The following is a 15,567-nucleotide window of genomic DNA, read 5'->3' on the forward strand; positions in this document are numbered from 1 at the left end:
AGCAGCGCGGCATGGCGGTGATCATGGCCTTGCTGATCGTGGCCTTGGCCACCACCGCCGCCTCGCTGGTGTTGTGGCAGCAGGGCCTGTGGTGGCATCAGCTGGACAACGACCGCAACCGCGCCCAACTGCGCCTGGTGGCCGACGCCGGCCTGGGTTGGGCGATGGAAATCCTGCGCTTCAACAACGGCGCGGCCGGCAACGGCGTGGTGGCCTTGTCCCAGCTGTGGGCGCAGCCCTTGCCGCAGACCGAGGCCCAGGGCGTGACCGTGTCCGGGCAGTTGAGCGATCTGCAAGGCCGCTTCAATCTGAATTCGCTGGTGCAGAACGGCCAGACCAATGCGCGGCAGCTGGTGTTCTACAAGCGGCTGCTGACCACGCTGGGCCTGCCCACGCGCTTGTCCGAACCCTTGGTCAGGCAGTTGCGCGGCGGCAAGGATTCGGAGGACGCCAGCCAGCCGGCGGGGGAGAACCGTCCGCCGGAGCCGGGCGCGACGGCGCCGGGTCATCCGCTGCTTCGCGTGGAAATGCTGCGCTGGCTGCCGGGCTACACCCCGGAGGTGCTGGACAAGTTGCTGCCGCACGTGGCGGCTTTGCCGGCGGACGTCAGCCAGATCAACATCAACACCGCCACGCCGGCGGTGATGAAAACCTTGTTGCCCGGCGTCGGCGACGGCAATTTGCTGGTCTTGCTCAACCAGCGCAAGGTCAATTACTACAAGGACGCCAACGACTTCAAGGCGCGGTTGCCGGCGCCGGGCATCATCGCCGACACCGACATCGCCGCGGCGTCCAATTACTTCATGCTGGACAGCTCGGCCCGGCTGGAACGGGCGCGGCTGGAAATGCGGGCGCTGATCTACAGCAATATGAACGTGGTGAAGACGCTGTGGCGGCAAGACGGCGCGGGACGTCCGCCGGCCAGGGGAAACGGAAATCAGAATGACAACGCTTAGACTGTATCTGCGGGCCGGCTGGCCCGATAGCGAACCGGGGCTGCCCTGGGCCCTGCTGGGCGCGCGCGGCGAAGCCAGCGCCCAGGGCGACAGCGCGCCGGCCGGCTGGCCGCGCGCCGACCGCTGCGAACTGATCCTGCCCGCCGGCCGCACCCTGTTCACCCAGGCGAGGCTGCCGGCCGCGGTCAAGCAGCCGACGGCGGCGATGATGGGCTTCGCGCTGGAGGAGGGGCTGATCAACGACCCGTCCGCCAATCTTTACGCACTGGGCGGAGAACTGCCGGACGGCAGCCGCGCGGTGGCGGTGACCGAGGCCTTCCCGGTGCGCCGCGCCGTGGCCATGCTCAAGAGCGCCGGGCGCTTGTGCGACCGCATCCTGCCGGAGGAAAGCCTGCTGCCGCCGCCGGCGCGCGACGGCTGGTGCGTGGCGCGCGGCGGCGAGGGCTGGTTGCTGCGGCTGAGCGCCACGCGCGCGGCCTGGCTGCCCTACTGCGGCGAAACGGCCGAACAACTGCTGTTCGCGCGGCTGGCGGCGCAGCTGCCGCCGGCCAGCCTGACCGTGTGCGGCGCCGAGGCGGCCGGCCTGATCGGATCGCGGCTGCCGGCGTGGCAGGGCGAACCCAGGCAGCTGGCGGCCCATGACTGGCGCAGCGGCCAGGCGCAACAGGCTTTCGACTTCGCCAACGGCGAGCTGGCGGCCAATCGCCGCTGGCGCGACTGGGGGCCGGCGCTGCGTCGCGCCGGGCTGGTGTTGGGCGGCCTGCTGGCGGCGCAACTGGCGCTGACCCTGGGCCAGGCCGGCTGGTACGCCTGGCAAAAACACAGCTTGTCGGCGGAGATCCGCGCCGCCGCCAAACCCTGGATCGGCGGCCAGGCGATGCCGGGCAGCAGCGCGCTGGCGATGACGCGCGCGGTGGACAAGCTGCGGCTGAGCCACGGCCTGCCGGCGCGGGACGACGCCTTGGAACTGATGGGCGCGCTGGCGGCGCTCAGCGGCCGCGATCTGCAGACTCGCACCCTTAGCTACGAGGGCGGGCGGCTCAAACTGCAAGTGGCGGACGTGCCGGCGGAGACCTTGCAGCGCTGGCGCGGCCAACTGGCGGCCAAGCAGATCCGCCTGGACGTGACCGCCACCCAGCAAGGGACCAAAGAACTCAGCCTGTCCCGGGAGCCCTGACATGAAGCAATATCGTGAACAATTCGCCGCCTACTGGCGGCAGCGCAGCCGCCGCGAACAAGCCTTGCTGCTGGCGATGGCCGTCGTGCTCGGCGTCGGCGTGCTCTACGCCGGCGTCTGGGAACCGGCGGGCAAGTCGGTGGAGCGCAACCGCGCCGCCGCGGCGCGTCTGCAAGCCGAGCTGAGCCATGTGCAGTCTCTGGCGCGCGAGGCCGAGCAGTTGAAACGCCAGCCGGCGCAGGCGGCGCTGCCGGCCAAGGAGTTGTTGCCGGTGATTCGCCAGGTGGCGCAGAGTCAGGGCCTGTCCGAGGCCGGCTGGCAGTTGAGTCCCGAGGGCGAGTCCGGCGTGGCGATGGAGGGCACGATGGCGTTCGACGCCTGGGTCAAGCTGGCCGGCGTGCTGGCGGCCCAGCACCAGGTGCGCGTGCTCAATCTCCGGGCCGAGGCCCAGCCGATGCCGGGCCAAGTGCATATCAAGGCGCTGCTGGCGCATGCCGGAGGCGGCGCATGAAAAAGAAAATATTGTTGGGCGCGCTATTGGGCGCGCTGTTCCTGGCCGGCCTGATCGCCGCATTGCCGGCGAGCTTGCTGTCGCTGCCGCTGTTGAGCGCCACCGGCGATCGCTGGCAGTTCAGCGGCGCGCAAGGCACGGTGTGGCAGGGCAAGACGCAGCTGGTCTATGTCGGCGACAAGGGCGAGGTGTTGCCGATGAGCCGGATAGGCTGGCGCTTACAACCCAAGGCCTTGCTGTCTGGGCGGGCGATCTGGCTGCTGGAGAGCGACGGCCAGGACGGCAAGCTGGAGTGGGGCTGGGGCGGGATGGAGGTCAACGGCGTCAACCTGACTCTGCCGGTGGCGGCGCTGGCGAATTTGTCCAAGACCTGGCAGGCGGCGCGCTTGGGCGGCGATCTGCAGCTCAAGATCGGTCAGTTCAGCCGCAAGGGCGGCCAGTTGGCCGGCAATCTGCAGCTGAGCTGGCTGGGCGCGGCCTCGCCCTTGAGCCCGTTGTCGCCGTTCGGCTCCTACCAGATGGACGTCAACGGCGCCGGCGCGGGCGTGGCGCTGAACGTGTCGACGCTGGACGGACCGTTGAATCTGAGCGGGCAGGGACAGTGGCAGCCGGGCGCGGCCTTTGCGCTGAGCGGCAGCGCCGACAGCCCGCCGGAAAAATACGACGCCTTGAAACCGCTGATGCTGATGTTGGGCAAACCTAGCGGGCCGACCAGCGTGCAGTGGCAGATCCGCCCCGGAGCCTGATTGCCGCTCATTTGTCATGTTATCGATTTTTCTTGTGAGTTTTTCGGTTCGGCGTTACTATAGAAAGGTTTAACCAAACGGGACTGATGCGCCAGGCATCGAGTCCCGTTCTTCACATAAAGCAATTCGAAAACTTAGGGTAGGGACAGATCCCATCTGTCGCGGCGGAAGCCTTGCGCGAGCGAGGCGGCCAGGCCGGCGGACGGGCTCAACAAAAACCGGCGCAGCCGGTTTTTCCTTACCCGCCGCAAACGCAATAGGAGCAGCTTGTGTCAACCGTACCCGCAATCCTTGTCTTGGCCGATGGCACCGTGTTCAAGGGCAGTGCTATCGGGGCCGCCGGACATACGGTGGGCGAGGTGGTGTTCAATACCGCCATCACCGGCTATCAGGAGATTTTGACCGACCCCTCCTATACCAAACAGATCGTCACCCTGACTTATCCCCATATCGGCAACGTCGGCGCGAATTCGGAAGACACCGAATCTCGCGCCGTTTTTGCATCCGGCCTGATCATTCGCGATCTGCCGCTGCTGCATAGCAACTTCCGCGCCGAAAACTCCTTGTCCGGCTATCTAAAGCAGCACAATGTCGTCGCCATCGCCGACATCGACACCCGCCGGCTGACCCGCATCCTGCGCGAGAAGGGTGCCCAGGCCGGCTGCATCATGGCCGGGGACATCGACGAGGCGCGCGCGCTGGAGCTGGCCCGGGGCTTTGGCTCCATGGCCGGCCAGGATCTGGCCCAGGTGGTCAGCTGCGACAAGCCTTACGCCTGGACCGAGCGCGAGTGGAAGCTGGGCGCCGGCTATCAGGTGCAGGCGTCCACCCGTTTCCACGTGGTCGCCTACGACTTCGGCGTCAAGCACAACATTCTGCGCATGCTGGCCGAGCGCGGCTGCCAGCTGACCGTGGTGCCGGCCAAGACCCCGGCCGCCGACGTGCTGGCGCTGAATCCGCACGGCGTGTTCCTGTCCAACGGCCCCGGCGATCCGGAACCGTGTGATTACGCGATCTCCGCCATCCGCGACATCCTGGACGCCAAGCTGCCGGTGTTCGGCATCTGCCTCGGCCACCAATTGCTGGGTCTGGCCAGCGGCGGCAAGACTTCCAAGATGAAGTTCGGCCACCACGGCGCCAACCACCCGGTGCAGGATCTGGACAGCGGCCGGGTGATGATCACCAGCCAGAACCACGGCTTCCAGGTGGACGAAACCAGCTTGCCGGCCAATGTGCGCGTCACCCACCGCTCTTTGTTCGACGGCACGGTGCAGGGCATCGCGCTGACCGATCGTCCGGCCTTCTCCTTCCAGGGCCACCCGGAAGCCAGCCCGGGGCCGGAGGACGTCGCCTATCTGTTCGACCGCTTCATCGCCTCGATGGCGGAACGCGTCTAAGCCGGGGAGCGGGAACATGCTGGGGATTACCGATCTCACCACCTATCTGCTGGGCGCCGTGCTCATCGTGCTGCTGCCGGGGCCGAACTCCATGTACGTGCTGTCGGTGGCTGCGCAGCGCGGCACCCGCGCCGGCTTCGCCGGCGCCGGCGGCATCATCATCGGCGACTTCATCCTGATGACGCTGGCGGCCACCGGCGCGGCCGGCCTGCTGAAGGCCAACCCGGCGCTGTTCGCCGTGGTCAAGTACCTGGGCGGCGGCTATCTGGCCTGGCTGGGCTTCAATATGCTGCGCGGCGCGCTGACGGCCTGGCGCCGCGCCGCCCGCGGCGAGGCGGCCGAGGCCAAGTCGGTGCTGGTGGGAGAGGAAAACCCCTTCGTCAAGGCCTTGCTGATCAGCTTGATGAATCCGAAGGCCATCCTGTTTTTCGTGTCCTTCTTCGTTCAGTTCGTCGATCCCGCCTACCCGCATCCGGCGCTGACCTTCGTCGCGCTGGGCTTGATCGTGGAAGTGTGCAGCACGCTGTACCTGACCGCGCTGATCGTCGCCGGCCACCGGCTGGCCCAGGCTTTCCGCCGCCGCCGCAGGCTGAGCGCGGCGCTGGGCGGCTCGGTGGGCGCGCTGTTCGTCGGCTTCGGCGCCAAGCTGGCCGCGGCCAGCCTGTAAGACAGAGATTTAACATTCGCCGCCAAGCCGCCGGGCGTCCCAGGCGTCCGGGCTTGGCGGCAAACAAAATGCAATCATAAAGAGTAGAACCATGCCAAAGCGTAGCGACCTCAAAAGCATTCTGATCATCGGAGCCGGCCCCATCGTCATCGGCCAGGCCTGCGAATTCGACTACTCCGGCGCGCAAGCGTGCAAGGCCCTGCGCGAAGAGGGCTACAAAGTCATCCTGGTGAATTCCAACCCGGCCACCATCATGACCGACCCGGACATGGCCGATGTCACCTACATCGAACCCATCACCTGGAAAGTGGTGGAAAAAATCATCGCCAAGGAGCGTCCGGACGCCATCCTGCCGACCATGGGCGGTCAGACCGCGCTCAACTGCGCGCTGGACCTGGCCAAGAACGGGGTGCTGGAAAAATACAAGGTGGAGCTGATCGGCGCCACCGAGGACGCCATCGACAAGGCCGAAGACCGCGGCCGCTTCAAGGAAGCGATGGCCAAGATCGGCCTGTCCTGCCCGCTGTCCTTCGTTTGCCACACCATGGAAGCGTCGCTGGAAGCGCAGGCCAAGGTGGGTTTCCCGACGCTGATCCGCCCGTCCTTCACCATGGGCGGCTCCGGCGGCGGCATCGCCTATAACCGCGAAGAATTCCTGGCCATCTGCGAGCGCGGCTTCGAAGCCTCGCCCACCCATGAGCTGCTGATCGAACAATCGGTGCTGGGCTGGAAAGAGTACGAGATGGAGGTGGTGCGCGACAAGAACGACAACTGCATCATCATCTGCTCGATCGAGAACTTCGATCCGATGGGCGTGCACACCGGCGACTCCATCACCGTGGCGCCGGCGCAGACGCTGACCGACAAGGAATACCAGATCATGCGCAACGCCAGCCTGGCGGTGCTGCGCGAGATCGGCGTGGACACCGGCGGCTCCAATGTGCAGTTCGCCACCAATCCGGCCACCGGCGAGATGATCGTCATCGAAATGAACCCGCGCGTCAGCCGCTCCTCGGCGCTGGCGTCCAAGGCCACCGGTTTCCCGATCGCCAAGATCGCCGCCAAGCTGGCGGTGGGCTTCACCCTGGACGAACTGAAGAACGACATCACCGGCGGCGCCACCCCGGCTTCGTTCGAGCCGTCCATCGACTACGTGGTTACCAAGATCCCGCGTTTCGCCTTTGAAAAATTCCCGCAGGCCGACGACCGCCTGACCACCCAGATGAAGTCGGTGGGCGAGGTGATGGCGATGGGCCGCACCTTGCAGGAATCGATGCAGAAAGCGCTGCGCGGCCTGGAAACCGGCCTGTCCGGCTTCGATCCGGTCACCAGCGACGAAGCGGCGATCCGCCACGAACTGGGCACGCCGGGACCGGAGCGCATTCTCTACGTGGCCGACGCCTTCCGCATCGGCATGAGCCGCGACGACATCCACGCGGTCAGCAAGATCGATCCCTGGTTCCTGGCCCAGATCGAAGACCTGATCGGCGAAGAACAAGCGCTGGCCGGCCGCAAGATCGAAGAACTGGACTACGCCGAGCTGCGCCGCCTGAAGCGCAAGGGCTTCTCCGACCGCCGGCTGGGCGAGCTGTTGGGTTCGGACCAGGCCGCGGTGCGCGCCAAGCGCTGGAGCCTGGGCCTGCATCCGGTCTACAAGCGCGTGGACACCTGCGCCGCCGAATTCGCCACCAATACCGCCTATATGTACTCCAGCTATGAAGAGGAGTGCGAATCCAATCCGTCCGACCGCAAAAAGGTGATGGTGTTGGGCGGCGGACCCAACCGCATCGGCCAGGGTATCGAGTTCGACTACTGCTGCGTGCACGCGGCGCTGGCGCTGCGCGAATCCGGTTTCGAGACCATCATGGTCAACTGCAACCCGGAAACCGTGTCCACCGACTACGACACCTCGGACCGCCTGTACTTCGAGCCGCTGACGCTGGAAGACGTGCTGGAAATCTGCCGCATCGAAAAACCGTTCGGCGTCATCGTCCAGTACGGCGGCCAGACCCCGCTGAAACTGGCGCGCGCGCTGGAAGCCAACGGCGTGCCCATCATCGGCACCACCCCGGACATGATCGACGCCGCCGAGGACCGCGAACGCTTCCAGAAGCTGCTGAACGAGCTGGGCCTGAAGCAGCCGCCCAACCGCACCGCGCGCGCGCCTGCCGAAGCGATGAAGCTGGCCGAGGAAATCGGCTACCCGCTGGTGGTGCGCCCGTCCTACGTGCTGGGCGGCCGCGCGATGGAAATCGTCCACGAGCCGGCCGATCTGGAGCGCTATATGCGCGAGGCGGTGAAGGTGTCCAACGACAGCCCGGTGCTGCTGGACCGCTTCCTCAACGACGCGATCGAAGTCGACGTCGACTGCGTGTCCGACGGCGAGAACGTGGTGATCGGCGGCATCATGCAGCACGTGGAACAGGCCGGCGTCCACTCCGGCGACTCCGCCTGCTCGCTGCCGCCGTACAGCCTGTTCCCGGCGGTGCAGGACGAAATCCGCCGTCAGACCGTGGCCATGGCCCGCGCGCTGAACGTGGTCGGCCTGATGAACGTGCAGTTCGCCATCCAGGGCGACACCATCTACGTGCTGGAGGTGAATCCGCGCGCCAGCCGCACCGTGCCCTTCGTCTCCAAGGTGACTTCCGCGCCGCTGGCCAAGATCGCCGCGCGCGCGATGGCCGGCATCGGCCTCAACGAGCAAGGCTTCACCAAGGAAGTGATCCCGCCGTTCTACGCGGTGAAGGAGGCGGTATTCCCCTTCATCAAATTCCCCGGCGTGGACACCATCCTGGGGCCGGAAATGAAGTCCACCGGCGAGGTGATGGGCGTGGGCAAGACCTTTGCCGAAGCCTACGTCAAGGGCCAGCTCGGCGCCGGCGACCGCCTGCCCAAGACCGGCAAGGTGTTCCTGTCAGTGCGCGACGGCGACAAGAACGGCGCGGTGGAAGTGGCGCGCGAACTGCAGCGGCTGGGCTTCGGCGTCTGCGCGACGCGCGGCACCGCCAAGCATTTGTCGGCGGCCGGCATCGTGGTGCAGGTGGTCAACAAGGTCAATGAAGGGCGCCCGCACATCGTCGACATGATCAAGAACTCGGAAATCGATCTGCTGATCAACACCGTCGACGAAAAACGCCAGGCTATCCAGGACAGCCACTCCATCCGCCGTTCGGCCCTGCAGGCGCGGATTCCGCAATACACCACCCTGGCCGGCGCCAAGGCGGTGTGCGTGGGCATGGCCCACGCCGAGGAGTTCGACGTCTACAGCGTGCAGGAACTGCACAGCCAGATTCAGGGCTGAGTCCTGACGCGGGGGCTTGGAAGCGGGAGGGGTTTGCCGTTACAATCCCTCCCATAACCCGCTACTTCAAGCCGCCGTCCAGTACGGCGGCTTGTGCTTTTGATGAAGGCGGATGCCGCCTCTGGAGAGAATTCTGAAATGATCAAAGTCCCGTTGACCGTGCGCGGTGCCGAGCTGCTGAAAGAAGAGCTGCAACGCCTCAAGAGCGTGGAACGTCCGGCCGTGATCGAGGCGATTGCCGAGGCTCGTTCGCATGGCGACCTGTCCGAGAACGCCGAATACGACGCCGCCAAGGAGCGTCAGGGCTTTGTCGAAGGCCGCATCGCCGAGCTGGAAGGCAAGATTTCCAACGCGCTGATCGTGAACCCGGCCGAGCTGGACGCCGACGGCCGCGTGGTGTTCGGCGCCACCGTAGAGCTGATGGACCTGGAGAGCGAGGAAAACGTTACCTACCAGATCGTCGGCGACGACGAGGCCGACATCAAGGTGTGCAAGGTATCGGTGAACTCCCCGATCGCGCGCGCGCTGATCGGCAAGGAAGCCGGCGACGTGGCCGAAGTGGTGGCCCCGGGCGGCATCCGCGAATACGAAGTGCTCGACGTCAAATACATCTGAGCTCCGTCTGCGGGCAGGCCGGACGGCCCGCCCGCGGCGCGGCGCGGGAGAGGGGCTGAGACATGGATGGATTGCGTTCCATCGCCAAGACGTTCTGGATTGGCGGCTTGTGGGTGATAGGCATCATCGTGGCGCCGGTGCTGTTCGCCATGCTGGACCGGGTCACCGCCGGCATGGTGGCCGGCAAGCTGTTCGCCAGCATCGCCTGGGTGGGGCTGGTGTGCGGGGTGATCCTGCTGGTCGACCACATCCGCCGCAACGGCGCGTCCGGGGTCAAGGAAAGCGGCTTCTGGCTGGTGATGGGCATGCTGGCCTGCACGCTGATCAATCATTTCGCCGTCACCCCCATCATCGCCAACCTCAAGGCGCAGATGAACCATGCGGCCGAAGGCCTGTTCGGCGGCGGCTTCGCCACCTGGCACGCGATTTCCAGCCTGATCTACCTGGTGCAGAGCCTGATGGGCCTGGTCTACGTCTGGCGCAACGATTAAGCGACTGTTCGCCGTAGCGCTCCCTTGGGAGCGGACAAAACAAAAGCGGTGGCATGCCACCGCTTTTCTACCAAGCGCGATCGCCGCGAACGGCGTTCAGCCCTTCAGCGCCTGCTTGTTCTTGGGCAGAACGATGCGCTCTTTATCGCTGGGGCGCCACAGCACCAGCAGCTTGCCGATGTGCTGGACCGGGGCGGCGCCCAGGTCTTCGCAGATCTGCTCGAACATGGCGACGCGCGCTTCGCGGTCGTCGCCCAGCACGCGAACCTTGATCAGTTCGTGAGCGTCCAGATTGATGGCGATTTCGCGGATCACCGCGTCGGTCAGGCCGTTGTTGCCTATCATCACCACCGGGTTGAGGTCGTGCGCCAGTCCCTGCAGATGCTTGCGCTGGAACGGCTTGAGTTCAATTTTCATGGGAAATACGGATTTACAAAGCAAAAGCCGATTCTACTCGAGTTGAGCGCTTTCCCAAAGTCCGGACCTAAAATAAATGAAAAACAACAGGATAGCGCGGCTGGCCTGTTGCCCACCTATTAAGAGCGGAACGCAATGGCTAGAAGCAAAAGCAGCAACAGCTGGCTGCAGGAACACGTCAACGACCCCTATGTCAACCAGGCGCAGAAAGACGGCTACCGCGCGCGGGCCGCTTACAAGCTGCTGGAGATCAACGACAAGGACAAGCTGATCCGCCCCGGCACCGTGTTGGCCGATCTGGGTTCCACCCCCGGCAGCTGGTCGCAGGTGGCGGCGCGCCTCGTCGGCGACAGCGGCAAGGTGTTCGCGCTCGACATCCTGGACATGGACCCGGTGCCCGGCGTCGACTTCATTCAGGGCGACTTCCGCGAGGAGGAAGTGCTGGCGCAATTCGTGCAATTGCTCGGCGGCCGCGAATTGGACCTTGTAATTTCCGATATGGCGCCCAATATGTCAGGCATGAGCGCCATCGACCAGGCCAGGAGTTTTCTGCTGTGCGAACTGGCGCTGGAATTTGCGCGAGATCATTTGAAACCTGGCGGTCATTTTCTCGTCAAAGTGTTCCAGGGCAGCGATTTCCAAGTCTATCTCAAGTCCATGCGCGAGCTGTTCGACGAGGTAGTCACCCGCAAGCCGAAAGCGTCGCGCGACCGCTCCAGCGAAATTTACCTGCTGGGCAAAGGCCGACGCTGACATAAAGTGGCTCGCGGCGTACAATCAAAGCAAATATCTAGACAAGCAACCAAAAAGTCAGGGCACAGAGGAGTCCGCTACTCGTGAACAATATCGGCAAAAACATCGCGATATGGGTCATCATCGGTTTGGTACTGATGACGGTATTCAATCAGTTCAACAAGCGTCAGGATACCCAGAATCAGCTTGAGTATTCGCAGTTCATCAGCGATGTCGAGTCCGGCAAGGTCCAGTCCCTGACCATAGAAGGCCACCCGCTGCGCGGGCAATGGCTGAAAGGCAAGCTGACCGACGGCTCCGCGTTCAGCACCTATGCGCCCTACGACCCGCAGCTGGTCGACGACCTGATCAAGAACAACGTCCGCTTCTCCGCCAAGCCGGAAGAAGAGCCGTCCATGCTGATGAATATTTTCATCAGCTGGTTCCCCATGCTGTTGCTGATCGGCGTCTGGGTGTTCTTCATGCGCCAGATGCAGGGCGGCGGCAAGGGCGGCGCGTTCTCCTTCGGCAAGAGCAAGGCCAGGATGCTGGACCAGGACGCCAACACCGTCACCTTCGCCGACGTCGCTGGTTGCGACGAGGCCAAGGAAGAGGTGAAGGAGATCGTCGATTACCTGCGCGATCCGTCCCGCTACCAGAGCCTGGGCGGCCGCATTCCGCGCGGCATCCTGCTGGCCGGCTCGCCCGGTACCGGCAAGACCTTGCTGGCCAAGGCCATCGCCGGCGAAGCCAAGGTGCCGTTCTTCAGCATCTCCGGTTCCGACTTCGTTGAAATGTTCGTCGGCGTGGGCGCGGCCCGCGTGCGCGACATGTTCGAGCAGGCCAAGAAGAACTCGCCGTGCATCATCTTCATCGACGAGATCGACGCGGTTGGCCGTCAGCGCGGCGCCGGTCTCGGCGGCGGCAACGACGAACGCGAACAGACGCTGAACCAGTTGCTGGTGGAAATGGACGGCTTCGACACCAATTCCACCGTGATCGTGATCGCCGCGACCAACCGTCCGGACGTGCTGGACCCGGCGCTGCAGCGTCCCGGCCGTTTCGACCGCCAGGTGGTGGTGCCGCTGCCGGACATCCGCGGCCGCGAACAGATCCTGGGCGTGCATATGCGCAAGGTGCCGATCGCCGCCGACGTCAACGCCGAAGTGATCGCGCGCGGCACGCCGGGCTTCTCCGGCGCCGACCTCGCCAACCTGATCAACGAAGCCGCGCTGTTCGCCGCTCGCCGCAACAAGCGCCTGGTGGACATGGAGGACCTGGAGTCCGCCAAGGACAAGATCATGATGGGCGCCGAGCGCCGCAGCATGGTGATGACCGACGAAGAGAAGCGCAACACCGCTTACCACGAGTCCGGCCACGCCGTCGTCGCCAAGCTGCTGCCCAAGGCCGACCCGGTGCACAAGGTCACCATCATCCCGCGCGGTCGCGCGCTGGGCGTGACCATGCAGCTGCCGGAGCAGGACCGCTTCGCCTACGACCGCGGCTATCTGCTGGACCGCATCGCCATCCTGTTCGGCGGCCGCATCGCGGAAGAGCTGTTCATGAACCAGATGACCACCGGCGCTTCCAACGACTTCGAGCGCGCCACGCAAATGGCGCGCGACATGGTGACCCGCTACGGCATGAGCGACAAGCTGGGCCCGATGGTGTACGGCGAGAACGAGGGCGAAGTTTTCCTTGGCCGTTCCATCACCACCCACAAGAATTTGTCCGAAGCGACCATGCAGCAGGTGGACGCTGAAATCCGCCGCATCATCGACGAGCAGTACGCGCTGGCGCGCCGCCTGCTGGAAGAGAACCGCGACAAGGTGGAGGCGATGACCGCCGCGCTGCTGGAATGGGAAACCATAGACGCCGATCAGATCAACGACCTGATGGACGGCAAGCCGCCGCGTCCGCCCAAGCCGGGCGCCGGTTTCGCGGCCAAGCCGCAGGAAGACAAGCCGACGCCGCCGGCCGCCGAGCCGACCGCCGATCCGGCCCAGGAAGTCTGAGTCTCTCAGTCATCAAGCCGGGCAAGCCTTAAGGGGCTTGCCCGGCTTTTTTGCGACAATCCCTTCCCCTCCATGAGCGTAGTCAGATCATGAAATCCTCTTTGCAATGCGGGCGCTTCACGCTCGATCTGTCCCGTCCCCTGGTGATGGGCATTCTGAACGTCACCCCTGACTCCTTCTCCGACGGCGGCCGTTTCAACGGTCTGGAGCAGGCGCTGCGCCACGCCGAGCAAATGCTGGCCGACGGCGCGGCCATTCTCGACATCGGCGGCGAATCGACGCGCCCCAACGCGCCCCACGTCAGCCCGGAACAGGAGATGGAACGGGTGCTGCCGGTGCTGGAGGGTCTGCGCGAGCTCGGCGCGCCGCTGTCGCTGGACACCCGCCGCGCGGCGGTGATGCGCGAGGCGCTGGCGCTGGGCGCGGTAGACCTGGTCAACGACGTGTCGGCGCTGGAAGACGCGGGCGCGCTGGAACTGGTGGCGGCCGCCGAAGCCGCGGTCTGCCTGATGCACAAGCAGGGCAATCCGGACACCATGCAGGACAAGCCGGCCTACGCGGACGTGGTGGCCGAAGTGGCCGACTATCTGGCGCGCCGCGTCCGGCTGTGCCTGGACGCCGGCATCGCCCGCGAGCGGCTGCTGGTCGACCCCGGTTTCGGCTTCGGCAAGACGCTGGAACACAATCTGGCGCTGCTGCGCGGCTTGCCCGAGATAGAACGCGCCGCCGGCGCGCCGCTGCTGGTGGGTCTGAGCCGCAAATCCATGCTGGGCGCGATCACCGGCGAAGCGGTGCCGGCGGAGCGGCTGGGCGCCAGCGTGGCCGCGGCGCTGGAGTCGGCGCGGCGCGGCGCGCGCATCATCCGCGTGCACGACGTCAAGGCCACGCGCCAGGCGCTGCAAGTGCTGGAAAGTTTGAACTGAGGGCGGCGTCTGGCGCACAATAGCCGGCGTAACGATTACAGCGGTTGGCCGGGAGCCGGCCGGATTCGAGAGAAAAACATGAGCCGTAAATACTTTGGCACCGATGGCGTGCGCGGCGAGGTCGGCCAATTCCCGATCACGCCGGAATTCGTGATGAAACTGGGCTATGCCGCCGGCCGCGTGCTGGTCGACCACGACAAGGCTCACCGTCCCACGGTCTTGATCGGCAAGGACACCCGGATTTCCGGCTATATGCTGGAAGCCGCGCTGCAGGCCGGCTTTTCCGCCGCCGGCGTCAACGTGCTGCTGACCGGCCCGCTGCCGACGCCGGGCATCGCCTATCTGACCCGCGCGCTGCGGCTGGAGGCCGGGGTGATGATCTCCGCCTCGCACAATCCGTTCCAGGATAACGGCATCAAGTTCTTCGCCGAAGGCGGCAAGAAGCTGGACGACGCCATCGAACTGGAAATCGAGGCGATGCTGGAGCAGCCGATGGCGACCAACCCTTCCGAGGAACTGGGCCGGGTGCGCCGCATCGAAGGCGCGGTGGAACGCTACATCGAATTCTGCAAGAGCAGCTTCCCCAACGACCGCGACCTCAAGGGCCTGAAACTGGTGGTGGATTGCGCTCACGGCGCCACCTATCACGTGGCGCCCAAGGTGTTCCACGAACTGGGCGCCGAGGTGGTGACCATAGGCGGCGAGCCGGACGGCTACAACATCAACGAGAAGGTGGGCGCCACCTATCCCAAGACCTTGCAGGTGGCGGTGCTGGAACATCACGCCGATTACGGCATCGCGCTGGACGGCGACGGCGACCGCCTGATCATGGTGGACCGCGACGGCACCGTGTACGACGGCGATCAGCTGATCTACGTGATCGCCAAGGCGCGGGCGGCCAAGGGCGAGCTCAAGGGCGGCGTGGTCGGCACGGTGATGACCAATCTGGCGATGGAGCTGGCGCTGAACAAGCAGGGCGTGGCCTTCGGCCGCGCCAAGGTGGGCGACCGCTATGTGCTGGAAATGCTGCACGGCAAGGGCTGGCAAGTGGGCGGCGAAGCTTCCGGCCACATCCTGTGCCTGGATTGCCATTCCACCGGCGACGGCATCATCTCCAGCCTGCAAGTGCTGGCCAGCCTGACCGACCTGGGCATGAGCCTGGCCGACGCCTGCGGCGACTGGCAGCCGTATCCCCAGACCTTGATCAACGTCCGCCACAACGGCTGCGACTGGAAAGGCGCTTCCGCGGAGTCGCTGGCCGCCGCCGAGCAAGCGCTGCAAGGCCGCGGCCGCGTGGTGCTGCGTCCGTCCGGCACCGAGCCGGTGGTGCGGGTGATGGTGGAGGCCGACGACAAGGCGCTGGCCGATCAATGGGCGCAGTCCATCGCGGCGGCGATCCAGCGCGTCGCCTGATCGCGACAGCCGCTTAGCGCCGGCATCGGCATGAAAACGCCAGACATTGCTTGTCTGGCGTTTTTTTATTGCCTGAATTTGGAAAGAAACGGCGCTTACTGTTTTCAGATGAAACATACAGATAGTGACTTTGCGTGCAACTGTATCTAATGACATCTTTTTGTCATTGCGCTCTGGTTAGAATCAGCGCTCCTTACGCTCGTGAT

General features: G+C 65.2%; 14 protein-coding genes. 13 read left to right on the top strand and 1 reads right to left on the bottom strand.

Going from position 1 to position 15,567, the window contains the following annotated elements; translation table 11 throughout:
- The first annotated feature begins 11 nt into the window (after positions 1-11).
- From gspK to JW897_RS02975, 9 genes are all read left to right on the top strand, one after another.
- The gene (gene gspK / locus JW897_RS02935) at positions 12-956 is read left to right on the top strand and encodes a type II secretion system minor pseudopilin GspK (RefSeq protein WP_205465119.1); all 945 of its coding nucleotides are present in this window, start codon (positions 12-14) and stop codon (positions 954-956) included.
- Positions 943-2,133 carry a type II secretion system protein GspL gene (gspL, locus tag JW897_RS02940; protein ID WP_205465120.1) on the top strand — a complete coding sequence of 397 codons (1,191 nt, stop codon included), beginning with the start codon at positions 943-945 and terminating at the stop codon, positions 2,131-2,133. Before gspK ends, gspL begins: the two co-directional genes overlap by 14 nt.
- Position 2,134: 1 nt before the next feature.
- Positions 2,135-2,644: a type II secretion system protein GspM gene (gene gspM, locus JW897_RS02945; RefSeq protein ID WP_205465121.1), complete on the top strand. Its 510-nt coding sequence runs from the start codon at positions 2,135-2,137 to the stop codon at positions 2,642-2,644.
- The gene (locus tag JW897_RS02950) at positions 2,641-3,390 is read left to right on the top strand and encodes a type II secretion system protein N (RefSeq protein WP_205465122.1); all 750 of its coding nucleotides are present in this window, start codon (positions 2,641-2,643) and stop codon (positions 3,388-3,390) included. Before gspM ends, JW897_RS02950 begins: the two co-directional genes overlap by 4 nt.
- Positions 3,391-3,659: 269 nt before the next feature.
- Positions 3,660-4,787: a glutamine-hydrolyzing carbamoyl-phosphate synthase small subunit gene (carA, locus tag JW897_RS02955; RefSeq protein ID WP_205465123.1), complete on the top strand. Its 1,128-nt coding sequence runs from the start codon at positions 3,660-3,662 to the stop codon at positions 4,785-4,787.
- Between the two features lie 16 nt (positions 4,788-4,803).
- A complete protein-coding gene (leuE, locus tag JW897_RS02960; RefSeq protein ID WP_048414208.1) occupies positions 4,804-5,454 on the top strand; it encodes a leucine efflux protein LeuE in 651 nt (216 codons plus the stop codon).
- A gap of 91 nt (positions 5,455-5,545) precedes the next feature.
- Complete coding sequence (gene carB / locus JW897_RS02965; protein ID WP_048414209.1) at positions 5,546-8,755, top strand: carbamoyl-phosphate synthase large subunit; 3,210 nt, start codon at positions 5,546-5,548, stop codon at positions 8,753-8,755.
- 138 nt (positions 8,756-8,893) lie between these two features.
- Positions 8,894-9,370, top strand: a complete 477-nt coding sequence (gene greA / locus JW897_RS02970) for a transcription elongation factor GreA (RefSeq protein WP_048414210.1) — start codon at positions 8,894-8,896, stop codon at positions 9,368-9,370.
- A gap of 62 nt (positions 9,371-9,432) precedes the next feature.
- Positions 9,433-9,861: a DUF4149 domain-containing protein gene (locus JW897_RS02975; RefSeq protein ID WP_048414211.1), complete on the top strand. Its 429-nt coding sequence runs from the start codon at positions 9,433-9,435 to the stop codon at positions 9,859-9,861.
- 96 nt (positions 9,862-9,957) lie between these two features.
- On the opposite strand, the gene yhbY is transcribed toward JW897_RS02975, so the two are convergent.
- The gene (yhbY, locus tag JW897_RS02980; protein ID WP_048414212.1) at positions 9,958-10,278 is read right to left on the bottom strand and encodes a ribosome assembly RNA-binding protein YhbY; all 321 of its coding nucleotides are present in this window, start codon (positions 10,276-10,278) and stop codon (positions 9,958-9,960) included.
- 135 nt (positions 10,279-10,413) lie between these two features.
- Between yhbY and rlmE the strand changes: the two genes are divergently transcribed.
- The 4 genes from rlmE to glmM all read left to right on the top strand — a co-directional run bounded on the left by rlmE (position 10,414) and on the right by glmM (position 15,361).
- Positions 10,414-11,031 (top strand): 23S rRNA (uridine(2552)-2'-O)-methyltransferase RlmE, encoded by a 618-nt coding sequence (rlmE, locus tag JW897_RS02985; RefSeq protein ID WP_048414213.1) that lies wholly within the window; start codon positions 10,414-10,416, stop codon positions 11,029-11,031.
- 83 nt (positions 11,032-11,114) lie between these two features.
- Positions 11,115-13,025: an ATP-dependent zinc metalloprotease FtsH gene (gene ftsH / locus JW897_RS02990; RefSeq protein WP_048414214.1), complete on the top strand. Its 1,911-nt coding sequence runs from the start codon at positions 11,115-11,117 to the stop codon at positions 13,023-13,025.
- A gap of 89 nt (positions 13,026-13,114) precedes the next feature.
- Positions 13,115-13,948 carry a dihydropteroate synthase gene (gene folP / locus JW897_RS02995; RefSeq protein ID WP_205465124.1) on the top strand — a complete coding sequence of 278 codons (834 nt, stop codon included), beginning with the start codon at positions 13,115-13,117 and terminating at the stop codon, positions 13,946-13,948.
- A 78-nt stretch (positions 13,949-14,026) separates the two neighbouring features.
- Complete coding sequence (glmM, locus tag JW897_RS03000) at positions 14,027-15,361, top strand: phosphoglucosamine mutase (RefSeq protein ID WP_205465125.1); 1,335 nt, start codon at positions 14,027-14,029, stop codon at positions 15,359-15,361.
- Positions 15,362-15,567 lie beyond the last annotated feature (206 nt).

It is taken from the genome of Chromobacterium alkanivorans (assembly GCF_016937655.1).
Classification (GTDB): Bacteria; Pseudomonadota; Gammaproteobacteria; order Burkholderiales; family Chromobacteriaceae; genus Chromobacterium; species Chromobacterium alkanivorans.